The organism is Streptomyces sp. NPDC088157 (genome assembly GCF_044741545.1).
Taxonomy (GTDB): domain Bacteria; phylum Actinomycetota; class Actinomycetes; order Streptomycetales; family Streptomycetaceae; genus Streptomyces.
On record NZ_JBIUSU010000015.1, the window covers coordinates 64,178 to 85,663 of the forward strand.

Genomic DNA, 21,486 nt, shown 5'->3' on the forward strand with positions numbered 1-21,486 from the left:
CGGCGAGTCAGAAGTTGCTGATGACGGAGACCATCACCTTGTCGATGACCGCCGGGTCGCGGGCGTCGTAGGAGGTGGCCTTGGTGGCAGTGGCGATCTTCGTGAGCGTGCCGAAGTCGGCCTGGTCGCTGAAGGCAACGGTGAAGACGCGTACGGACCGCTCCAGTCGGCCGGCGTCGAGGTTCCCCAGAAGTCCGTCGAGGTCGTTGTCGGGCGGATACTCGTTCCTGCCGTCGGTCAATACGACGACGGCGTTGATGCGGTTGCTGTCCAGGTTGGCCAACATCGCCTGCTGGGCGGCGCGCACGGTGGCGTAGAGGGCGGTGCCGCCTTCGGCATGCAGCCCGTTGATGGCATCGGTGAGCCGTTGTTTGTTGTTTCGCATGGGGCCCGGCGACAGGATCTGCTGGTACGGCTTGGTGTGGTCGTCGGTCTCGGAGGAGAACGCCCACAGGCCGACCTCGTCGTCGGGGTGGTAGAGGCCGAGCGTGGCGGCGGCGGCCTTCTTGGCCGCCTCCAGTCGGCTCTGTCCGCCGCCCGCGGCCTGGTTCATCGACCCGGAGACGTCCATGACGAGCAGTACCCGGGCCTTCTTGCGCAGTTCGTCCCAGCTGTCCAGGACCGCCGCCAGCACCTTGGGCGCGGGCGGGTCGATCAGTGACAGGTTCCGCTTGCTCTGCTCGGACAGGCTGACAGAGCGGGCGAGTTCGCTGCCGGCGTTGCCCTCGTGGTCGCGGAATCCGGTCTGCTGAAAGCGGTGCTGCTGGGCGTCTTGCAGCAGGAAGTCGCGGAAGTCGGCGGCAGCGGCCCGCTGTTGTTTGGAGGCCGTGGGCAGCACGACGTAGGGGTGGTCGAACATCAGCGTGCCGTCGGCCGGGTGCACGGCCACCAGAGGCACCTTCGGCTTCTTCCCCTTGCCGATCCGGTCGGTCTCACCAGTGGGGCTGCCCTGGTTGTACAGGTAGATCAACTGCTCCTGTACTGCGATGGCACTGGTGTATGACAGAGCCTGCCCGTCGGCGTCCGCTTCGGCGAGGTTGGCCATGTACGCGGTCGCGTCGGAGGCGTAGTGCAGGACGCCCGCCTCGACCCCCGCCACAAACCGCCGGGTCTTTGCGTCCTTGACTTCGTCCAGGGTCAGGTCGCTGGAGCGGCCCGTGGCGGCGTAGAAGGTTGCCACGGTCGCGGCCAGGCCCGAGGTGGACGTGTGTGGGTTGTCCTTGCCCAGGCTGAAACGGCCCCACTCGGGTCGGCCGACCGAGGCCCAGCCCTTCTGCGTCAGCGACAGCACGTCCCTCCAGCCGATCCGTTTCTTCGGCCAGCCGAGTGCCTCCGCCATGGGCCGGGGCATGGCGATCGCCAGCGGGCTGGTGGCGAGCGACTGCGGCTTCTCGCCGGTGAGCAGCTTGCGGTCGGCGGCGGTCGCGTCGCGCTGGAGCAGTGTCAGCCACAGCGAGGAGGACGGCGTCCACACCTGCGGTTCGGGCGCGCCGTCGCGCCGCTCGTCCCACCCCTGGGCCAGGGCATCCTTGGCGATGCCGGAACTCGTCTCCGACACCGTCACCCGGGCGCACTCTCCGCCCGCGAGCTCACGCCCGGAGTCGTTGTACTCCTTGGCCAGTTCGGCGAGCAGATCGCCCTTCTCCGTCGAGGAGTTCACCTCCAGCCGTACCGCACAGTCGCCGTCCGAACCACCGACGGACGCGCTCACCACCACGCCGACGGCCGCGAGCAGCGCCAGCCCCACCACGACCGCCACCAGCAGCGGCAGCCTGCGTACGTTTCTCATGGCACCCCCGTGTCCATGCCTCGCCCGAGGCGGGCTCTGCTCGAATCGCCGGATCGCGACCGTCCAGCCAATTGCGCCGGATGACGTACTTGCAGCCCGTGTACGTGTGGCCGGGACCGGATTCGTGTCCCCGTGCGTAGTCGAGGACGCGGCCGGAGCTGGCGACGGTGTCGTCGCGCTGGTAAAGAAGTGGTAATGCCTGGCCGGCAGCTTCAGCGTCCCCTTCGGTACGTGCACGAAGGGGCCGCGCAGATCCGGCTCCCGGCGTCCGCGTCCCTGCCGTGGACCTTGCAGCCGACGCAGCTCTTGACCGTGACCGGCACGGTTCAAAAAATGAGACCGGACGACGGCGACGGGGGCGTGGGATGTGGCGACGAGGTGCCGGGCTCGCGGCGTATCGGCTGCGGGTGCTGGGCGGTGCCGGTGCCGGGGGCCGGCGTCGATGGAGCGGGCCAGGCGAGAACCGGTGTCACTGCGTGGCCAGTGTTGGTGTAAAAGGCCGCAGCGCTGCCGGCGACGAGGACGGACGTCGCGGCCACCGCCGCTCGGAACGACGCATCAAAGCAGCCGGTTTCCCGCGGGAGAAGTCCCTGCGGGCCTTCGACTTCGACGCCAACCCGAACATCGACGCGGCCACCGTCCACACCCTGGCCAGCTGCGAGTGGATCAAGAAGAGCCAGCCGCTCTGCCTGATCGGCGACTCCGGCATCGGCAAGTGGTACATCATCGGGGACCCTTGGTACTGCCCAGCGAGCACCCAGTTCGTCGTCATGGTGTGAACGGCGAGTTTCCGCCACGCCCCGAAACCAGGCACCCCACCGACGCCGTACTGGCAGAAGGTGGGAATCCCGAACGGGTTGGCCGTGGACCGTACATGCTCCGGCAGCCGCTCCATATCCGTGAGCGGCACCCGCTTCACGAAGACCGGCTTCCCGTCCACTTCCAGCAGCGCAGACCTCCCGCCGATACCGGAGCCAAGCGGCACGGCGGCGTCCACGAGCTCGCCCAGTCGGCGATCACTTCGCAGGGCGAGGGAATCGGAGACTGTGCTGTAGGCGGCCAAGCGCGCGTCTTCTGACATATCGGGATGCTCGACCGCTATCTGCATCGGAATGACGACCTCGTTTCCACCATGCACGCGAGTGCCCACCAGCTGCTGCCTCTGCACTGTAGATGGAGGTCGATGAGGAGATCAGCGGAGTCGACGGACCGGGCAGGTTGCAGGGCAGGCCCCACCAACTCTCGAAGGATGCGGAGATCAGGTTCAGCTGAAGCGATTCGACGCCTGACCGGTCGGTTCTGCCCGGTAAGTCGAGGACTGGAGAAGGGCGTCGACGCGCCCGGCGCCGTAGGACGGCGCCGTCTTCTTCAGCCTGCGGCGACCGCGGCGGCCTGTTGTTCGGCGCGGGCGCGGGTGGCCGCGAGGCGGTAGGAGTCGGTGCCGGTCTCGATGATGTTGCCGCCGAACGTCAGCCGGTCCACGAGCGCCGCGCAGAGCCTTGGATCCGTAAAGTGCGCGAGCAGGCGTGCGACATCTGGCACGCGGCCGGGGCGCGGCTCGTCGTGATCACGCGCGGTGCCGACGGCGCCCTGGCCTCGCTCGACGGCGAACGGGTCCAGGTGCCCGCCGTCTCGACGGGCGTCGCCGACACGGTCGGGACAGGCGACTCCTTCACCGCCGGACTGCTGCACCACCTCGGCGCTCGCGGGCTTCTGGGCGGCAGGCTGACGGAACTCCGCCTGGACGACGTCGAGAAAACCTGCCGCTTCGGCACCCGCGTCGCCGCCCTGACCTGCTCGGTCGCCGGTCCCAACCCACCATGGCAGAGCCAGTTGACGCAGCTCTCCGAGGCCGGCCGCGTGACGGGCGAGCATGCCGCTCAGTAGGACGTCACAGCCGAACCGTTGACGCGTCGGCCGGATTGCCCCCATGATCGTGCCACTCGATGTCATCGATGACACAAGTCAACGATGACACCTTTGTCGGTGTCGTGGACGACGACGCGGGCAAGGGCGTCACTTTTCGGCCGCATCCGCGCCGGGCAGCAGGGCTTCGCTGCGCGGCCGGCCGCAGCACAGGAGACCTCATGAGCTATGGACGTGTATCCCGGCATGCCCGCACACGGATCATCGCGGCGGTTGCGACTGTCTGTGCCCTGTCCGCAGCCCCGCTGGACCCTCAGGCCGTGGCTGCAGACACCCCGCCGTACTCCGAGACCTACCGGCCCCAGTTCCACTTCACTCCCGAGAAGAACTGGATGAACGACCCCAACGGTCTCGTGTACTACCAGGGTGAGTACCACCTCTTCTACCAGTACAACCCCAACGGCAACTCCTGGGGCGACATGTCCTGGGGGCACGCGGTGAGCACGGACCTCGTGCACTGGAAGGAGCTGCCGCTCGCCCTGTCGCACGACGTCAAGGAAATGGTGTTCTCCGGCAGCGCGGTCGTCGACCGGGACAACACCACCGGGTTCGGCACGAAGAAGAACCCACCCATGGTGGCGATCTACACCAGCCTCGCCAAGGACACGGGCATCCAGGCGCAGTCGCTCGCCTACAGCACCAACCGTGGCCGTACCTGGACGAAGTACCAGGGCAATCCCGTCATCGACATCGGCTCCAAGGACTTCCGCGATCCCAAGGTCCAGTGGTACGCGCCGACGAAGAGCTGGCTCATGACGGTGTCGATGTCCGCCGAGCACAAGGTGCGCTTCTACTCCTCCAAGAACCTCAAGGACTGGAAGCTGCTGAGCGACTTCGGGCCGGCCGGTGCGACAGGCGGCGTGTGGGAGTGCCCCGACCTGTTCCCCCTGGCGGTCGACGGGGACAAGAAGAAGATCAAGTGGGTCCTGGTTGTCAACATCAACCCCGGTGGCATCGCCGGCGGTTCGGCCGCCCAGTACTTCGTCGGCGACTTCGACGGCAAGAAGTTCACCGCCGACGACAAGGGCACCTACACCCCGCCCACCGGCACGGTGGTGCAGGACTTCGAGGGCACCGACTTCGGTTCGTGGACGACCACGGGCACCGCGTTCGGACAGTCGCCGGCAGCCGGGGCGGTGGAGGGCCAGGGCGCCGTCGACGGGTTCGACGGCAAGGGCCTCGCCAACAGCTTCCACTCGGGCGACGCCACCACCGGCACCCTGACTTCGCCCTCCTTCACCGTCGACAGCAAGTACCTGAACTTCAAGGTCGGTGGAGGTCGGCACCCGCACGTGGACGGCACCGTCATGGAGCAGGGCCCGCCGCCCGCCGGCACGGTCCTCGCGGACTTCGAGGGCGGCACCTACGGCGGCTGGATGGCGACCGGGGACGCCTTCGGCACCGCACCGGCCACCGGCACCCTCCCCAACCAGCAGGAGGTCTCAGGCTTCCTGGGCAGCGGCCTGGTCAACAGCTACCTGAACGGCGACTCCACCACCGGAACGCTGACCTCGCCCGAGTTCACCATCGACAAGGGCTACGTCAACTTTATGGTCGGCGGCGGCAACCACCCGGTCGGCTCGGACAACCCGACCGCCGTCGAACTCCTGGTCGACGGCCAGGTGGTCCGCAGCAGCACCGGACAGGACGGTGAGGCGCTCAACTGGGCCTCCTGGGACGTCAAGGACCTCGCCGGCAAGAAGGCACAGATCAAGATCGTCGACGACAACAGCGGGGGCTGGGGCCACCTCAACGTCGACCACATCATGTTCTCGGACACCCAGGCCCAGCCCGTCTCCCAGGAGACGTCCGTCAACCTGATCGTCGACGGCCAGGTCGTCCGCAGCGCCACCGGCTCCAACAGCGAGACCCTGGACTGGGCCTCCTTCGACATGCGCCCCTACGCCGGCAAGCAGGCGCGGATCCAGATCGTCGACATGAACACCGCTGGCTGGGGCCACCTCCTCGCCGACCGGTTCACCGCCGCAGACACGGCCGCGAAGTCCGTGGTACAGCGCGCGGACTGGGCCGACTACGGCAGCGACTACTACGCGGCGGTGTCCTGGGAGAACGCGCCGGGCGGCAAGCGGTACATGATCGGCTGGATGAACAACTGGGACTACAGCGGCACCATCCCCACATCCCCCTGGCGCGGCGCACAGAGCGCTCCCCGGGAAATGGCGCTGCGTACCGTCAACGGCCGGGTCCGGCTGACCAGTGAGCCGGTGAACGGCCTGGAGTCCCTCCGGCAGAAGCGCCCGGCGACGGCGTCCGGCGTCACCGTCAAGAGCACCTCGAAGACCCTGATCGGCAGTGCGGCCCAGGGCAAGGCCCTCGACATCGAGGCGACCTTCTCCCTCCAGGACGCCGACCGGTTCGGCCTGAAGGTACGCACCGGCGCCGGGGGAGAGGAGACCGTCATCGGCTACGACACCACGACACAGGAGCTGTACGTCGACCGCACCCACTCCGGCGCCGTCGCCTTCAACAGCACCTTCCCCGGAGTCCGGACCGCACCTCTCAAAGCGAAGAACGGCAAGGTCAAGCTGCGGATCCTCGTCGACTGGTCGTCCGTCGAGGTCTTCGGCGGCAGCGGCGAGACCGTGATCACCGACCAGATCTTCCCCGACCCCGCCAGCCAGGGACTGCGGGTCTTCGCCGAGAACGGCTCGGTGAAGCTGGACAAGGCAGTCGTCTGGCACTTGAACTCCGCCCACAAGTGACGCCCACATGCACATCGGTACCCGGCTGCGGGCCTACGCCGCCCGACTTCGCCGGGCCGCCGTCACCCACGCCGCCGCCGAGACCGCCGAGGTCCTGAACTGACCGAGCAACCCACCGACGAGCGCGTCCGGGAGCTGCGAGCGGGGCGCCGACGGGCCCGCTCGAGGGCGATGTCCAGGTGGCGCCAGGCGCATCAGACCAGAGCTGATCAGCCACTATCGCCGACGATGCGACCCACTGCCCCATGATCTCGAAGGCGCTTCGGTCATGCACCGTTCCTTTGCGTGCCAGGATGTCGGGCGGCGGTCACGCCGCCGCGTTCAACAGATCGGCGAGGATGCCGGGCCGTTCCAGAGCGATGAAGTGGCCCGCTCCCGGCACCTGCGTGAAATCGGCGGCGGGCAGCAGTTCCTTGTCGGCTTGCCGGTCCGAGGGCCGGGACCAGTCGTTCTCCCCGTAGACGAGGTGGACGGGTGCCTTGACCTCGGGGTAGCGCGAGCGGGCGGCGATGAGACTGGGCAGGCTCTGGTACACGGCCCTGGCGACGGTCGGATAGCCGGGGCGGCTGCCCACCTGGAGGAGCTCGTCGACGTAGTCTGCCCGCAAAGCGGTCTTGTCGCCCAGTCCGCCCTGCAGGATCCTGCGAAGGGCCGGCTTGGGCTCCACCCCGGCGATCACCGGGCCTACCCCGGGGGTGAGAACACCGGTGACCACCACGCGGGCGAGGAGACTGGACCGGGCGATCCCGCCGGGGAAGTCGTACGTGTTCACCGCGACGACGCGCCGTACCCGCTCGGGCAGATCGGCTGCGGTGGTCAGAGCGAGCACCGCCCCCATGGACTCCCCGACCAGGGTCACGTCGTGGAGGTCGAGTTCGGTGAGGAGCCGCTTGACGCCCGCGCGCATGGCCGGCTCGTCGTACGACGCACCGGGCACGATCTCGGAGTAGCCCATCCCCGGCAGGTCGAGGGCGTACACGGTGTACTGGTCCGAGATCAGGGGGATGAGGGAGCGGAAGTGCTCGGCCTGGGTGCGCACGGTGTGCAGCAGGACCACCGGAGCACCGGTGCCCGCCTTGAGGTAGCGCAGCGTTCCCTCGTTGCTGCGGTGTCCTGCGCGCGGGGCGATGGTGTGGCTGGTGGTCCCCGGAATGTGAATTGTGGGACGTGGCTCTGGGCTGGGCATCTCGTCAGTTTCCCTTTGTGTGAACTGCTGCGGACAGGTGATTCGGACAGGGCCCGCCCGAAGGCGGGTGACCACGCACCAGCCCTTGAGGAACCGACCGGTTTCCACCATCGTAAACCGATCGGTTTCCACGCGCAAGGCTGAGGTTGCCATCCGCAGCAACAGGGTCAGCGCTAAGGGCTGCTGCGGCACCTCTAAACGCTCCAGATGCAGGTGTAGGGCTACGCCGCCGCAGCAGCCGCCGAGGCCCAGGGTGATGCGGCGAAGTGGTCCGGGCCGGGTGGATGAGGCTGTGGGGAACCGTGCACCCGCCGTTTGGTGCTGATGTCGACGAGACGGCGGCCTTCTGGCACGCGGCATGCTCGTCAACACCCCTACGGCCATCGTGCTCCCCTCTGATTGCCGGTGATCAGGGGCGGGGAGCCGTCAGCCCGGGGAGCGCACGGTCACGGCGCCTGCTCGAAAACGGGATGCGTCAGCGCATGCCTGCAGCATCGAGCAGGGTGGTCACCGTGGGCGTGACGAGCCCGGTCAGCTTGTCGGCTCCGATCCCCGCTCGGGCACTGGCACCGTCGAAGACCAGGCTGAGCTGACGGGCCAGCAGGTCGGGACGGCTTGCCCCGCCCTGTTCGGCCTCGGCACGGAAGAAGGCTGTCAGGTTCTTCTTGATCCGGTGGGCCACCTGGCTCGCAGGGTGGCTCTGGTCCTTGAGCTCGATCTGAACAGCCAGGTACCGACAGCCTTGGAAGTCGGGCGCACTCGCCTGCTCCTCCAACTGGTCGAAGACGTGCAGGATCCGCTCGCGGGGTGAACGGCCGTCATCCGCCGCCGGCAGGAGCCCGGCCACGAAGGCAGAGGCGCGCTCCTCCAGACTCGCCGCCAGCAGTTCATCCTTGCTCTCGAACAGCTGGTACAGGGAACGCTTCGACGCCCCCGCCGCCTTGCACAGCATGTCGACGCCAATGCCGACACCGTCTCGGTAGGTGAGCGTGGCCGCCGCCTCCAGCAGCCGCTCTCTGGTACTTGGCTTCACTACGGTGGTCATACCGCGAGGGTAACTCGACGCGGGCGAAATGGAAACCGATCGGTTTACGATGCTTTACCGGCGCTCTTCGCGCCGCCCCAGGCCGGGCGGGCATGTGAGTACAGTTCCGCTACGCCGGGGCGGAGGTCTGAGGCTTCGTCCGGGCGGGACGCTGTGCAGCCCCGCGGCCGCCCGTCAGCCCCGAACCCGGAGAGTGCGGCCGCGATGAGGCCGACGGCCATCCTCACCCAGCCCCTGGCCAGGCCCTCGCCCACTGGGCGCCGTTGTCGGATCGAGCGGATCCGCCTGTGACCTGCCGCAGCGGCTCGAACTCTGCGAGCAAGCGGCAGCAGACGGGCAGCACCTTGAGGGGGTGTGGCACCGGCCGTCGGCGCCGCCATCGCGATACAGAACAACCTGACCACCAGCGGGCGTGCCGAACAAGGCGAGGAGGGTGAGCCCGCCGATCCTGGCGACCGCAATGGCGCAGACCTGGTACAGCCACATCAGCGGCAGATAGGAAGCGTCCATCCCCATGAGGCCGACCGCGCCCGCCACTGATCGCGCGCATAGAAAGTGGGCACCGTGTGGGAGATTGCCCTGTCTTCCCACGCTGATTTGCGCCTTGTGGACACCATCAGCACAGGTCGCAGGCATTTCCCACGGTCCGCTCGTGGCGAGCGCCTATCGTCGGTGGGTTCAGGCTCAGTGGGCGATCACGGGCTCGCCCTCTGACGGCGCCAGAGCCGCATTCGGCAACAGGAACGCCGCGAGCACGGCACCGACCACGAAGATCCCGGCGCCCCAGGCCAGGGTTGCCGTGTAGCTCTCGACCCCAGCCTGCGCCACGGTGAGTGTGCCCGACTTGTGCGAGGACAGGTAGTCGGTCGCGGCTGATGAGGCAACGGTGGTCAGCAGCGCCGTGCTGATCGAGCCACCCACCTGCTGGCTGGTGTTGATCAGCGCCGAGGCGACGCCGGCGTCCTCGTGGTGCACGCCTGCGGTGGCACCCTGGAACGCGGTGGTCATCACCCCGCCGATACCGAGGCCCAGCAGGATCATCCCCGGCATGATGTTGGCAACGTAGGCGCTGTTGAGCGTGAGCTGGGTGAGCAGGGCCATACCGGATGCGGAGACGAGGAAGCTGACGCTGACCACGGCCTTCGGGCCGACCTTGGGCAGCAGCAGGGAAGGCACCGTGGTCGACGAGGCAACGATGCCGCCGACCATCGGCAGGAAGGACAGACCGGCCTCGATCGGCGAGTAGCCGATGCTGGCCTCCAGGTAATAGGTCAGGAACAGGAAGATCGAGAACATCCCCATCCCCAGGACGAACACGGCCAGGAACGAACCGCCTCGGGTACGGTCCAGCACGACTCGCAGCGGCAGCAGCGGATGCGCGACCCTGAGCTCCAGCCAGGCGAATACCGCGAGCAGCACCACGCCGCTGATCATGGAACCGAGGGCGACCGGGTCGGTCCAACTGGTGGATTCGACGTGCGCGAACCCGTAGACGATGCCGAACAGCGCGGCGCTCACCACGACGGTGCCAGGAATGTCGATTTTGGGTCGCTCGGTGACCACGGGCTTGGCCAGCAACAGCAACGCGCCGACCAGCGCGACGCCCGCGAAAATGACGTTCACGTACATCACCCAGCGCCACGACGCCCATTCGGTGAGCATGCCGCCGAGCAGGAGTCCGACCGCGGCGCCCGCACCGGACAACGCACTGAAGATGCCGAAGGCTTTCGGCCTTTCGGCCGGCTCGGTGAAGGTCACGCTGAGCAGTGAGAGCGCCGCGGGCGCGAGCAGCGCGGCGAAGAGGCCCTGGGCGACACGCGCCGCGACGAGCATGTCGAAGCTGGTGGCCGCGCCGCCGACGACGGATGCGCCCGCGAAACCGATCAGACCGGTCACGAAGGTCGTACGCCGGCCGAACATGTCACCGAGCCGGCCTCCGAGCAGAAGCAGGCTGCCGAACGCCAGGGCGTACCCCGTGATGACCCACTGCCGGCTGCCGTCACTGAAGCCGAGGTCATGTTGGGCTTCGGGCAGCGCGATGTTCACGACGGTCGCATCGAGCGTGACCATGAGCTGTGCCACGCCCAGCACGACGAGCACCAACCAGCGCACGGCGTGTGAGCCGCGGCGGCCCGAGTCTGTTTTCCCGGAGGCGGGCGCCCCATGATCGAAGGTGGTAGTCATGTCTTCCTTTGTTGCTGGTCGATCGGAAACCGATCTGTTTCCACTCAGGAAAACAGATCGGTTTCCGTAGCGCAAGTGAGCGGGGAGCCGCTGACCTGTGAGCGATCCGAAAACGCGCACGCCCGCACCGGCCGCGGTTCTCTGCGGCGGCAGTACTCCTCCGGCCGCCCGCCGTTGCCGTCCAGCCATGCCGGCCAAGGCAGCACCGCCGCGATGACCTGCCACTCCACGTCCGTGGTGTCCGAGGTGTAGCGGCGGGACCGGGCCGGATGACGGCGGCCGTGACCGAACCGGCAAGCCAGGCACGGGCAGTCAGCTTGCCCATTCGGGGCGACAGCGGAGACGGCAGGGGCGTGCAACGGCATGACAGGACCTCTTGGCGCGACTGGGCTTCGACACCGCAGTTGCTACCAAGAGGTCCTGGCCGTGCACGTCACTTCGCCGATTCCCACCCGCCCTCGACGATCAGGTTGTTCACGGGGTCTGAGACAGCGCCTACGGACCGGACGCCTCAGGGGCGGATAGGGCAGCTCCTGTCGAGGACAAGAGTGGTGTGACTACCACTGAGTGGTTGTGGCTGGCGGCTGTTGCCTTGGTGAGCATCCCTGGCATGGTGGTCGGGGCATGGTCCTACCGAACGCGGGAGCATGCTCGACAAAAGCCAGTCCTTCATTCGCTGAATCACATGCGGTGCGGTGGAAGCTTGCGATACCGCTCGGTCGACCAGCAGGGGAGGGTGACAGCTGAGTGGGAAGTCACGATTGCGGCGGTGGAACCACCGGCTGCCGCTCCGGTGACCACACGCCCCGGGAGCGACGCCGATGAGCACAAGTACTGAGGTCCCTCCGGGAGGTGGCCAAGCCGGCGATGGCGACGTCGACGCCGTGTGGGAGGCGCTGTATCAAGCGAACGTCCGCTCAGTATCTCTGAAGCCGCGACCACGGCAGGGCTGGCCGCGTCCGAGAGCGTCAGCGTCGGTAAGGACTGGGGCGGTTCGCGTCTGGTCACCCCGAGCCGGCGGAGGAACGACATCGGGAGGTCAGCCTAGTAGGGCTTGCGCTGGACCGGGGCCAGGCCTTGTGAACGGGTGTCGTCTGTCTCGGGTAGCTGCCTGGTCGAACCGTTCACCCGGCACGAGATGCATGTCCGCGACTGGAAGCATGCGGACGGTCAGGAACTCTGCGCCAGCCCGGTTGACCGCCGCGCGGGTGTCACCGGTGAACCGGCCGCAGTTGCGGTACGCGTAGAGACTGGCGGTGGCCGCCAGTACGTCGGTGAACACCGGTTGAGCCCGCGCCAGCCGTGCCGTGCAGACCAGGGCGCGGCCGGCTCGGAGCGGCCCCTGGCGGTCGATGTGGTCGAGCGCGCCCCGGGTCGCGGTGTCATACTCCTCCGGCCAGGCCGGCGCCGCCGAGCAGGGCGTTGTCCTCCCACTGTTAGACGACGTTGAGGATTCCGGTTCCGGTGTCGTTCCTGCTGCTCTCACGCGCATTCGCCGCAGAGTTCCTCACGCCGCAGGTGAGCATCCAGCCCCTGCTGGCGTCGCCCCGGTGCGTCCTGGCGGAAGCGAAGAAGCTGCGCGAGGAGGATGGGCAGGAGCGCGAGGCGCGGAGCGAGGAGGCACGCGCTGAACGGCGCGGGTACACGCGGCAGGAGGCCAAGGCCGCCGAACTTATGGCGCGCACTGACCCCGACCGGGCGGCCCTGGCCCGGCACTCGGCCCGGCTGCCCGGGCTCCCGGCTGAAGGGCCACGACCATGTCGTCATCGCCAAGCAGGGCGGATGGGCCCCGCACTCCAAGGTCCTCGCCGGCTACCTCGAAGTCGTTACCAGCGGGAGGACAACGCCCTGCTCGGCTTGCTGTAGGGCGGACCCCCATCCTGGCGTGGATCAAATAGCCGGCACCCCGACTAAGGACTGCGGATGAGCGACGAGGTCGAACGGGGCAGCGGACATGTCCCGGTGCAGTACCACCAGTTCAACATCAGCGACGAGGAGGGACCCACCGCCCCAGATCTGGAGTACGAGCACAACGGGCTCGTTCAGGTCACCGAAGGTGTCACCGTCGTCCACACCGGCATCCACACCGGCGACGTGGACGTCACCGTCACATTCCACGAAACCGCCCCCGCACCCGGCAACGACGACTGGCAGGAGATCGTGGAGCTCTCCGCACACTCCGCGTCGGGCGATCTCATGGTCCGCGGCCTGATGGACGACCTGGACGAAGAGCTTCCCGTCCTGTCGTTCGACGGCCCTGGCGACTACCGTCTGCGCATTCACGCCCGCGGCCGAGATACCGCAGTCGACCTCGCCCCTGATGAGGTGACTGAGTGGTACCTCATCCAAGCGTGGCCGGCACCTGCCGCACCCGTCACCGTGCTCCGCCACAGGGACAGTTGCGGCGCCTCGGTACGCTCTCACTGAGCGCTTCACACATCTGCCCGTCCACCGCCACGTGGGCGGGCAGAGCCATCTCCACTGCAGCCTAGGAAAGGCCGCCGTGGCGAACAGCACAGTAGCTCCATGCCTGACAGGCGATCCAGGAACTTGTGAAGGTCCACGGGTCGGAGGGCGGCGTGGCAAGGAGCCGGGGAAGACGCAGCACCTCCACCGCAACCACCCACTACGGCACCGCCGAGGCGGTCTCCTGGGACCGGATGCACCGGCGCCTTACCCACCGCGGCCCCTGGCTGGAGCACGCCCACGAGGAACTGCCCACTCTCCACGGCACGTTGATCCGCCTGAAGGGCGAGCACCTGCCGGGCGACCGCGACCCGAAACCCGTCTGGCTGTGGTCTTCGTCAGACTGTGCCACGCCCGCGGACATCGACCGCTGGTGGCAGTCGTTCCTGCGCCGCTTCGACCTGGAGCACACCTTCCGGCTGATGAAGCAGACCCTCGGCTGGACGCACCGAAGATCCGCCACGCGGACACCGCCGACCTGTGGACCCGGCTCGTCATCGCCGCCCATCCCCAGCTGCGTCTCGCCCGCCCGCTCACCGAGGACCTTCGCCGCCCCTGGGAACGCCGCACCGAACCCCGCCGCCTCACCCCGGCCCGGGTGCGGCGCGGGTTTCGCAACGTCCGCGTGACCACGGCCCGTCCGGCAGCCGCACCGAAACCGTCCCGGCCAGGGCCGGGACGGCCTGCCGATTCAAAGAACAAGCACCGGGCCAGGCACCACGACGTCGGCAAGACAGCCAAACGCGCCGAATCGATCAAGGAGCACCGAGCTCAGCGAGGATAAACGCCAAGCTCAGAAGCCGTTGCCATACCGATCATGGAGTCTGTCGATCGAACGTAGTCTCGAGCGGCTGATCGCGGGCCCTGCTCGGCATGAGAGCAATGCCTGGCGATAAACGGGGAAAATCCAGGGGAGCGGACGGCCGCGCGCTGCTACGGTCGGGCGCCATGAGCTGGCTTCCCGATGACTTCGTCCACCCCGTCCTGGTACCGCTGCCGAGCGGTGGTCATCACCTGCGGCCGATCCGGGAAGCGGACACCCGGCTCGACTATCCGGCTGTGATGGGTTCGCGCGAGCGGCTGTGGACCATCTTCGGCCCGGCCTGGGGCTGGCCCGCGGCCACCATGACCTACGAGGCCGACCAGGCCGACCTGTTGCGGCACGAGAAGGAGATCGCCGCACACCAGTCCTTCAACTACGCGCTGTTCGACGCGGCGGAGAGAGCTCTGCTCGGCTGCGTCTACATCGATCCACCGGAGAGGGCCGGCGCGGACGGCGAGATCTCCTGGTGGGTGGTGGACGAGTTGGTGGGCAGCAAGGTCGAGCAAGCCCTCGACGCGCTGGTGCCGCAGTGGATCGCCGCCGACTGGCCGTTCGAGCAGCCGCGCTTCCTCGGCCGCGAGATCTCTTGGTCGGACTGGCTCGCGCTGCCGGAGCATCCCGACACGTAAGTGGTTGTTGTCCTTCCGATCTTGAGGAGTGTGTGCCGAACGGGAGTCTCGATCGGGTGTTCGCAGCTGGTCGCGGGCACGCCTGGATGCGGCCGGCCTCCTCCCGCAGCTCATCCACACGCCGACGAGCACCCCGCTCACGCTGTTCCAACAGCCCAAGCACCGACGGCATCCACGACCTCCCGGGAAGCGGCAGGTGGTCGTGGCGGTTGGATGTGTGGTGACGTCCATTCCGACCGCTGGAGGCGCGGTGGCTGAGCCTGTGCGTGTGCGCAGACCGACCGATCAGGAGGGGCAGCGGCTGCAGCAGATCGTGCGCCGGGGCAGCACGAGTGCCGCACCCACCTACAAGGCGGTTTCGGGTTCTACCCGCTGGTGTGCTCCCTGGCCAACACCGGCGAGATGTTTGCATGGCAGCAAGCGGCTGGACGACCGAGTGGCCGGCCCTCACGGGACCGTGCGGAATGTCCGGGATGGGGTGCCTGACCGGCCAGATTCATCTGGCCTGCGACGCCGTCGGTCGCCCGCTCGCTTTGCTACGCCGTTGGAGCGAAGCCGCAGGCCGACGGGATTTCGGGCCCCGCCCAGAGGGGGAGACCCGCATTGTGACAGGTCATGTAGCAGGGCACCTAATTCCGTGTGAGGTACAGGGCAACGGCCCGGAGCGGGTCCTCGCACTCCACCACTGGCTCAGCGACAGGTCGAGTTTCGGCCATCTGCGGCGGTACCTGGACGGGAGCGCGTTCAGTTACGCCTTCGTGGACTGCCGTGGGTACGGCGAGGCGATGGACACCCCTGGGGCTTACACGATGGAGGAGGTCGCGGCGGACGCTCTCGCCGTGGCCGACGACCTGGGCTGGGACAGTTTCTCGGTGATCGGTCACTCCATGGGGGGCAAGGCGGCCCAGCTGATGTTGCTGGACGCCCCCTCGCGGGTCCGCTCGATCGTCGGCATCTCGCCGGTACCCGCGTCCGGGTTCCCGCTCGAAGGGGAGATGTGGGAGCTGTTCGCCGGAGCCGTGGAGGATTCCGGCAACCGCAGGACGATCTTTGACGTCACCACCGGCGGTCGGCACGACGATGCGTGGCTGGATGCCAGGGTGAGCGGCTCGGAACGCTCCTCGTCGGCGGCTCTGCGCTCGTACCTCGAATCTTGGACTCGCGGCTCCGACATCCACGAGCGGCTCGAGGGAAATCCGACCCCGGTGCTTGTCGTGGCTGGTGCGAACGACCCGGCGATGGGCCCTGACACCATGCGGTCCACCTGGCTGCAGTGGTATCCGAACGCTGAGCTCGAGATCTTCAACGACGTCGGCCACTTCGCCCCGGATGAGAGCCCACAGGCTCTGGCGACAGTGGTCGAGAGATTCCTGGGCAGCTAGCCCGCGTTTCATTTGCTGCTGTGTCCCGATCTTGACCCGGAAAGCGAAGTGCCCTCTGAACTGGGGTGATGAGGCTTGTCGAAGGTCTCTGTCATCACAGCAGGAAGGCACTCTCTGCGTGCACACGACCGGGTCGCGTCCCAAGCTTGTCGTCTCGGCCGACGGTCGCGGAGTGGTCAGCCACGCCGGATCCCGCCTGCTGGCCGATCTCGCCGACGCCACGGGCCTGACCGACGCCTTCACCAACGCGCTGCACCGGTTGCGGCCGCGCGGCACCGACGATCCCGGCCGGGTAGCGGTCGACCTGGGCGTGATGCTCGCCGAGGGCGGCGAGGCAATCGCCGACCTGGCCCTCCTGCGCGACCAGCGCGAGGTATGCGGCCCGGTCGCCTCCACCCCCACCGCCTGGCGCGTCCTGGCCGACATCGAAACCACTGCACTCGCGGCACTGCGCACGGCCCGTGCCGCTGCCCGGGAGACCGCCTGGCTGCAGGCCGCGGAGACCCGATGCGCGCCACCGGTCTCCCGCGCGGGCGGACGCGCCCTGCCTGGCCTGGTCGTGGACCTCGACGCCACCCTCGTCACCTGCCACTCCGAGAAGGAACAGGCAGCCGCCACTTACAAACACGGCTTCGGCTTCCATCCGCTGCTGTGCTTCCTGGACAACACAGGCGAGGCCCTGGCCGGCTGCTGCGGCCGGGCAACGCCGGCGCGAACACCGCGAGCGACCACATTACGGTCTTGGACGCCGCGCTCACCCAGATCCCCGATACCCATCGCCACGGCACCGACATCCTCATCCGCACCGACAGCACCGGAGGCGCCCGGTCACCCGGCTGACGACGCGGAAGCCGTCGCCGTGCACAAGGGCGTCCGCGGCGGCGAGCAGGGTGCGGTCACCGCGTGTCGACTTGGCGTTCCGGGGGAGGGGGCGGCCGCCGTCGGGCCGAGGCTGATCGTGGCTCCCGCCTGGCCCGTGGCGGCGTCCGCCACGCGGCGAACAAAATACCGGCCGCGCCGATTACTGCCTGAAGCGCCACCACACCGACTGACAGGCAGACAGCTGTACAGGCGGCCAGTATGCAGACGAGCGCGATCAAGTCGACTCTGCGGTGATCGGGATCTGCCGGGGGCTCAAGGGCGTTACTCGGCTCAGCAGGACTTTCTTCCGGTGGCTCAACCTGCGATGACACCGCCGCTCCTTCCCAGTACGGGGAAGGGCGGGCCCGTGAGGAACTGGGCCCCAGATAAACAACAAGCCGCTTTACGCCGCATGTCTCCTGGGGTTAATTCCCCGGCTCCCATCGCTTGCGCGATGAAGCCCGCCCCCCGAAAACATGCAGCCAAGCGGCTACACAGACAGAACATAAATTGAGCACCGACGGCGTGTCAACTCCCCTGCCGGGATGCCGAGAACGGCATCTCGGCAGGGCGCACATTGAGCTTCCGCACCCCATGCGCGCTACGGACGTACGTCCAGAGCGCGCATGCTGATCCGTCTGCCGTCAGCCATTCAAGATTCTCGAACGCTCAGGCCGGACGACGAGGATCTCCTGCGAACCGCTTGACGCGATATAGCAGCCTCACGGCGCAACTCCGTGGACCTCCTTGGCGCCCACGGCGCGGAGCTGTCGTCCCCCTTCCTGCGGTCAGTCCAAGTCAGTCGGGTGCGGCTCTTCTGAAGTGAGCTTGCCGGTCAGGCCAGGACGACACCGACGGCGCTACGCTGCTGCGTCATGCAGGAGACGCGCCTCGACACTGCTCGGATCCAGGAAGCTCGCCAGGTAATCGACCCGATTTTTCTCGACACTCCGCTGTACCGCTGCGAGGCGCTGGAGCCCGACCTCGGGTGCACGGTGAGCATCAAGCTCGAAACGGCGAACCCAGTCCGCAGCTTCAAGGCCCGCGGCACGGAGATAGCCGCGAGCCTGCTTGCCGACAATGGCTCGCGAGCCGTGGTGTGCGCCAGCGCGGGCAACCTTGGCCAGGCCCTCGCCTGGTCCGGTCGCGACCGGGGGCTCGACGTGACCGTCGTGGCTTCCCGCTTTGCGACCGTGGCCAAGCTTGACCGTATCCGCGCCTTGGACGCCAGGCTGGAACTGGTGGACGGCGACCACGAGATGGCTCGCGAGCGGGCGGCGGCCATCGCCCGGTACGACGGCATCCGGCTGCTCGAAGACAGCCTGGACATCGAGACCTGCGAGGGCGCGGCGACCATCGGCCTGGAGCTGGTGGACACAGCGCCGTCGTTCGACACCGTCCTGATCGCTCTCGGAGGCGGGGCGCTGGCCACCGGCGTGGGTCATGTGGTGAAGGACCTGGCACCCGAAGTCGAGGTGATCTGCGTCCAGCCGCTGGGCGCACCGGCGCTGACACACTCGTGGCGCAGGCGGCGTGTCATCACCACCGACTCGACCGACACCATCGCCGACGGCGTCGCCGGCCGGTACCCGATTCCGGCCGTCTTGGACGACCTCCTCTTGGTGGCTGACGACGCCGTCCTGGTCCAGGAGGCGTCGATCATCACCGCCATGCGGATGCTCCTCGACCACGCCGGCCTCGTCGTCGAACCTTCGGCCGCGCTCGGCATCGCAGCGGTCCTCGAAGACCGTGACCGCTTCGCCGGCCGACACATAGTCACCATTGTGTGCGGCAGCAACGTCGACGTAGACGCCTATCGCCGCTGGGTCGGTGCGGCTCCCCTCCACAGGCCTTGATGCTCAGGCCAGGAGTTCGTAGTTGTGCTGGTTGGCCCGGGGGTAGAGACGTTCGCGTTCTCTGCGCGTGTGGAAGGTCCAGTACTGGGGGAAGTCGCCGTTGCTGATGAGGACCCGGAGGGTCAGGACGGCTTCGGCGCCAGGGACGCTCCATCGGCTGCCGGTGACCTTGTCCGGGATGACGGCGGGGCCGTGGTCTCGCAGGCCGGTTCGGTCCTGCTGGTCGAAACGGCCCGCAAGACCGGCCTGGACCGGGCCATATCCGCAGCACTCGCTCCGTGGCGGAAACCGGCAGACGGCTTGGCGGCCGGTGGGCGTGGAGCACGGTGGCCTGGGCGATGACCAGGCTGCCGCGTGCCGGACGCAGGAAGTTGATGTTCAGCCCTGCCGTGACCATGCCCTTGCCCAACTTGGTGGTGGCCGCGAAGGCGAGGGCGTTGTCCGCTGCGTAGGCGACGACTCCTCCGTGGACCGATCCGTGCTGCGGTGCAGGCACTCGGTGATGTCGATGGTGACCTCGACGTCGGACTCCGTGTAGGCGGTGAGGCGTGCCCCGATGAGCCGGGTGAACGGCTGTGAGGCCAGCGCCATTGGGCGGTCTCCAGCGCGTAGCCGGCCGTGGTCACTTCTCGGCCGTCCCGCCGAGGCCGAAGATCCGCTCGGCGTGGCGGTGGAGGTAGAGGTCCTTGGCTGTGTCACCCAGTGCGAGTTGATCGAGGTCGGCGAGTGCCTTGTCGGCTGTGATCATGGGGTAGTTGGTGCCGAACAGGACCTTGTGGCGGGCGCTGCGCATGTAGGAGATCAGCTCGGGCGGGATCCGCTTGCTGGTGTAGGCGGAGGTGTCGATGTACACGTTCTCGTGTTTGCGGGCCACGGCGATCATTTCCTCCGTCCATGGGTAGCCGATGTGCCCGGCGACGATGGTCAATTCGGGGAAGTCGAGCGCGACGGTGTCCAGGTACGGGATCGGGCGGCCGGTCTCGGAGGTCCGCAGCGGGCCGGTGTGGCCGACCTGGGTACAGAAGGGGATGCCGAGTTCGACGCACTCGGCGTACAGCGGGTAGTAGCGGCGGTCGTCCGGCGGCCATCCCCACAGCCACGGCACGACCCGCAGCGCCTTGAAGCCAGATTCGCGGACACAGCGGCGCAGTTCGCGTACTGCTTCCATGGCTTGCGCAGGTCGACGGAGGCCATGCCGGCCAGGCGGTCGGGGGCGTGGGTGACGAAGGCGGCGACCTCGTCGTTGGAGATGAGGGCGCCTTCCGGGCCGTACCAGGCGCTGAGCAGGGAGACGTCGACGCCGCCCGCGTCCATCATGGCGATGGTGAGGTCGACGGGGAGTTCCTCGGTGAGCTCGTCGGCGCCGGTCCAGCGGCGCAGGGAGGCGAACATCTCGTGCTGGATGAAACGCAGGGTGGGGTGCTGGGCCCAGACCTCGATGACGGTCATCGCAGGGCGCCGTCCTTTCTCAGGTTGGTGATCTCATCGGTGGTCAGGCCACAGTCCGCGAGCGCGGTGTCGGTGTGCTCACCGGGCCGGGGCGAGGGGAAGGCTACGGAGGCGGGGGTGCGCGAAGGCTCGGGGCGGGGGACGGCTGGAGCCGGCCGCCGACCTCGGTGAAGGCGGCTCGGGCGGCGTTGTGCGGGTGCCGATGCGCCTCGAACGGGCTGAGGACGGGGCTCACGCAGGCGTCCGTGTCGTCGAAGACCGCGGCCCACTCGTCCCGTGTGCGGGTGGCGAAGATCGCGGCCAGACGATCCTTGACGGCGGGCCAGGCAGCACGGTCGTGCTGGTGCGGCAGGTCTTGTGTGGTCAGTCCCAGTCCGGCCAGCATCTGGGCCCAGAACTGCGGTTCGATCGCCCCGACGGCGACGAAGCGGCCGTCGGCGCAGGTTTCGTGATGACGGGGGCCGGGGTTTGGAGGACGAACTGTCGGATGGCGGAGGTCCTGACGCGCTGCGGCGGAAGCCGATCTCACGCAGGCAGACCTTGAGGTCGGCCCACTGCGCGCCGACGACCGCGAGACAGCGGCAATTGTTGACGCAGGCCGTGAACTTGGTGTCGGTGTAGTCGTCGGCACAGGTGAGTGAAGCACAGTCGGCGGGAGGTCGAGGCTGTCGTGACGGCCGCCAGTCGACGGTGATTCGCCTATCGCGCCGCTGAAGGCGCTCCAGCAGCCGCCGGGTTTGTGTCAGGCGGTCCGGTGCGGCGCGGTTCGGGGCCGTCGTCGTCCGTAGCGCGAGCTTGCGGCTGCCGCCGTTCGTGCATTGGGGGCTCAGGGCGTCCCGGTTGTGCTGAGGGCGATGGCCTGGTGGGTGTGGTGGAAGAGGTCGGCGACTCTGGGGTCGCGGTGCCAGGGCGCCATGGCCCTTACGACGCCGGTGAGATATTCCGTTGCGCAGGTGGAGCGCAGGACTGGGCCGACACCATCGTGGCGATGGACACCCACGTGCGCGATGACCTCATCGATGTCTGCGGCGAGAGCAACCAGTCCAAGCTCGCCCTCTACCTGCGCGATCGGGACGTCCTCGACCCGATGGGCCAGAACCAAGAGACGTTCAACGAGTGCGCCGTCCTCATCGCGGCGGGGACGGCGCTGCACATCGGCTGACGCCG

Annotated in this window: 12 protein-coding genes and 8 pseudogenes; 11 read left to right on the forward strand and 9 right to left on the reverse strand. The window is 68.0% G+C overall.

Translation table 11 applies throughout. The features are described from left to right. Positions 1-7 precede the first annotated feature (7 nt). On the reverse strand, positions 8-1,789 hold the full coding sequence (locus ACIPFH_RS40675) for a substrate-binding domain-containing protein (protein WP_401834701.1): 1,782 nt from the start codon (positions 1,787-1,789) through the stop codon (positions 8-10). A 530-nt stretch (positions 1,790-2,319) separates the two neighbouring features. On the opposite strand from ACIPFH_RS40675, the pseudogene ACIPFH_RS40680 reads away from it, so the two are divergent. Further along, positions 2,320-2,517, forward strand: a pseudogene (locus tag ACIPFH_RS40680) (ATP-binding protein); the annotation flags it as partial. On the opposite strand, the pseudogene ACIPFH_RS40685 reads toward ACIPFH_RS40680, so the two are convergent. Together ACIPFH_RS40685 and ACIPFH_RS40690 are read right to left on the reverse strand one after the other, a co-directional pair. Further along, positions 2,490-2,870, reverse strand: a pseudogene (locus ACIPFH_RS40685) (protein kinase family protein); the annotation flags it as partial. The pseudogenes ACIPFH_RS40680 and ACIPFH_RS40685 sit on opposite strands and share 28 nt — an antisense overlap. A gap of 287 nt (positions 2,871-3,157) precedes the next feature. Beyond that, a pseudogene (locus ACIPFH_RS40690) lies at positions 3,158-3,301 on the reverse strand (AAA family ATPase); the annotation flags it as partial. Positions 3,302-3,307: 6 nt separating this feature from the next. Here ACIPFH_RS40690 and ACIPFH_RS40695 point away from each other — a divergent pair. Together ACIPFH_RS40695 and ACIPFH_RS40700 are read left to right on the forward strand one after the other, a co-directional pair. Further along, a pseudogene (locus ACIPFH_RS40695) lies at positions 3,308-3,676 on the forward strand (PfkB family carbohydrate kinase); the annotation flags it as partial. A 200-nt stretch (positions 3,677-3,876) separates the two neighbouring features. Then, entirely contained in the window at positions 3,877-6,438 is a 2,562-nt protein-coding gene (locus ACIPFH_RS40700) for a GH32 C-terminal domain-containing protein (protein ID WP_401834703.1), read from the forward strand. 307 nt (positions 6,439-6,745) lie between these two features. On the opposite strand, the gene ACIPFH_RS40705 is transcribed toward ACIPFH_RS40700, so the two are convergent. The 3 genes from ACIPFH_RS40705 to ACIPFH_RS40715 all read right to left on the reverse strand — a co-directional run bounded on the left by ACIPFH_RS40705 (position 6,746) and on the right by ACIPFH_RS40715 (position 10,853). Next, complete coding sequence (locus tag ACIPFH_RS40705) at positions 6,746-7,624, reverse strand: alpha/beta fold hydrolase (RefSeq protein ID WP_401834705.1); 879 nt, start codon at positions 7,622-7,624, stop codon at positions 6,746-6,748. Between the two features lie 475 nt (positions 7,625-8,099). After that, positions 8,100-8,669 carry a TetR/AcrR family transcriptional regulator gene (locus ACIPFH_RS40710; RefSeq protein WP_401834708.1) on the reverse strand — a complete coding sequence of 190 codons (570 nt, stop codon included), beginning with the start codon at positions 8,667-8,669 and terminating at the stop codon, positions 8,100-8,102. Between the two features lie 684 nt (positions 8,670-9,353). Further along, positions 9,354-10,853: an MFS transporter gene (locus tag ACIPFH_RS40715; RefSeq protein WP_401834709.1), complete on the reverse strand. Its 1,500-nt coding sequence runs from the start codon at positions 10,851-10,853 to the stop codon at positions 9,354-9,356. 913 nt (positions 10,854-11,766) lie between these two features. Here ACIPFH_RS40715 and ACIPFH_RS40720 point away from each other — a divergent pair. The 7 genes and pseudogenes from ACIPFH_RS40720 to ACIPFH_RS40750 all read left to right on the forward strand — a co-directional run. Continuing rightward, positions 11,767-11,901, forward strand: a pseudogene (locus tag ACIPFH_RS40720) (DUF3052 family protein); the annotation flags it as partial. Between the two features lie 875 nt (positions 11,902-12,776). Further along, the gene (locus ACIPFH_RS40725) at positions 12,777-13,280 is read left to right on the forward strand and encodes a hypothetical protein (protein ID WP_401834711.1); all 504 of its coding nucleotides are present in this window, start codon (positions 12,777-12,779) and stop codon (positions 13,278-13,280) included. A 176-nt stretch (positions 13,281-13,456) separates the two neighbouring features. Then, a pseudogene (locus ACIPFH_RS40730) lies at positions 13,457-14,103 on the forward strand (transposase); the annotation flags it as partial. A 164-nt stretch (positions 14,104-14,267) separates the two neighbouring features. Then, positions 14,268-14,771 carry a GNAT family N-acetyltransferase gene (locus ACIPFH_RS40735; protein WP_401834714.1) on the forward strand — a complete coding sequence of 168 codons (504 nt, stop codon included), beginning with the start codon at positions 14,268-14,270 and terminating at the stop codon, positions 14,769-14,771. Positions 14,772-15,244: 473 nt separating this feature from the next. Then, positions 15,245-16,153, forward strand: a complete 909-nt coding sequence (locus ACIPFH_RS40740) for an alpha/beta fold hydrolase (protein ID WP_401834715.1) — start codon at positions 15,245-15,247, stop codon at positions 16,151-16,153. A gap of 88 nt (positions 16,154-16,241) precedes the next feature. Beyond that, a pseudogene (locus ACIPFH_RS40745) lies at positions 16,242-16,978 on the forward strand (transposase); the annotation flags it as partial. Positions 16,979-17,889: 911 nt separating this feature from the next. Beyond that, positions 17,890-18,870: a threonine/serine dehydratase gene (locus ACIPFH_RS40750; protein ID WP_401834717.1), complete on the forward strand. Its 981-nt coding sequence runs from the start codon at positions 17,890-17,892 to the stop codon at positions 18,868-18,870. A 322-nt stretch (positions 18,871-19,192) separates the two neighbouring features. On the opposite strand, the pseudogene ACIPFH_RS40755 reads toward ACIPFH_RS40750, so the two are convergent. The 3 genes and pseudogenes from ACIPFH_RS40755 to ACIPFH_RS40765 form a co-directional block, all read right to left on the reverse strand. Then, positions 19,193-19,366 (reverse strand): annotated as a pseudogene (locus tag ACIPFH_RS40755) (hotdog domain-containing protein); the annotation flags it as partial. Positions 19,367-19,492: 126 nt separating this feature from the next. Next, positions 19,493-20,038 carry an amidohydrolase family protein gene (locus ACIPFH_RS40760; RefSeq protein ID WP_401834719.1) on the reverse strand — a complete coding sequence of 182 codons (546 nt, stop codon included), beginning with the start codon at positions 20,036-20,038 and terminating at the stop codon, positions 19,493-19,495. A gap of 384 nt (positions 20,039-20,422) precedes the next feature. Continuing rightward, entirely contained in the window at positions 20,423-20,848 is a 426-nt protein-coding gene (locus tag ACIPFH_RS40765) for a CoA transferase (RefSeq protein WP_401834721.1), read from the reverse strand. Between the two features lie 459 nt (positions 20,849-21,307). Here ACIPFH_RS40765 and ACIPFH_RS40770 point away from each other — a divergent pair, with 459 nt between their 5' ends. After that, positions 21,308-21,481, forward strand: coding sequence for a hypothetical protein (locus ACIPFH_RS40770; RefSeq protein WP_401834723.1), 174 nt, complete (start codon positions 21,308-21,310; stop codon positions 21,479-21,481). Positions 21,482-21,486: the final 5 nt, after the last annotated feature.

What these genes read in the sequence shown, in the direction of transcription:
- ACIPFH_RS40725 (WP_401834711.1), top strand. Translation starts at nt 12,777, where the DNA reads ATGAGCGACGAGGTCGAACGGGGCAGCGGACATGTCCCGGTGCAGTAC.
- ACIPFH_RS40705 (WP_401834705.1), bottom strand. Translation starts at nt 7,624, where the DNA reads ATGCCCAGCCCAGAGCCACGTCCCACAATTCACATTCCGGGGACCACC.
- ACIPFH_RS40760 (WP_401834719.1), bottom strand. Translation starts at nt 20,038, where the DNA reads ATGGAAGCAGTACGCGAACTGCGCCGCTGTGTCCGCGAATCTGGCTTC.
- ACIPFH_RS40675 (WP_401834701.1), bottom strand. Translation starts at nt 1,789, where the DNA reads ATGAGAAACGTACGCAGGCTGCCGCTGCTGGTGGCGGTCGTGGTGGGG.
- ACIPFH_RS40740 (WP_401834715.1), top strand. Translation starts at nt 15,245, where the DNA reads ATGGGGTGCCTGACCGGCCAGATTCATCTGGCCTGCGACGCCGTCGGT.
- ACIPFH_RS40735 (WP_401834714.1), top strand. Translation starts at nt 14,268, where the DNA reads ATGAGCTGGCTTCCCGATGACTTCGTCCACCCCGTCCTGGTACCGCTG.
- ACIPFH_RS40750 (WP_401834717.1), top strand. Translation starts at nt 17,890, where the DNA reads ATGCAGGAGACGCGCCTCGACACTGCTCGGATCCAGGAAGCTCGCCAG.
- ACIPFH_RS40715 (WP_401834709.1), bottom strand. Translation starts at nt 10,853, where the DNA reads ATGACTACCACCTTCGATCATGGGGCGCCCGCCTCCGGGAAAACAGAC.
- ACIPFH_RS40710 (WP_401834708.1), bottom strand. Translation starts at nt 8,669, where the DNA reads ATGACCACCGTAGTGAAGCCAAGTACCAGAGAGCGGCTGCTGGAGGCG.
- ACIPFH_RS40700 (WP_401834703.1), top strand. Translation starts at nt 3,877, where the DNA reads ATGAGCTATGGACGTGTATCCCGGCATGCCCGCACACGGATCATCGCG.
- ACIPFH_RS40770 (WP_401834723.1), top strand. Translation starts at nt 21,308, where the DNA reads ATGGACACCCACGTGCGCGATGACCTCATCGATGTCTGCGGCGAGAGC.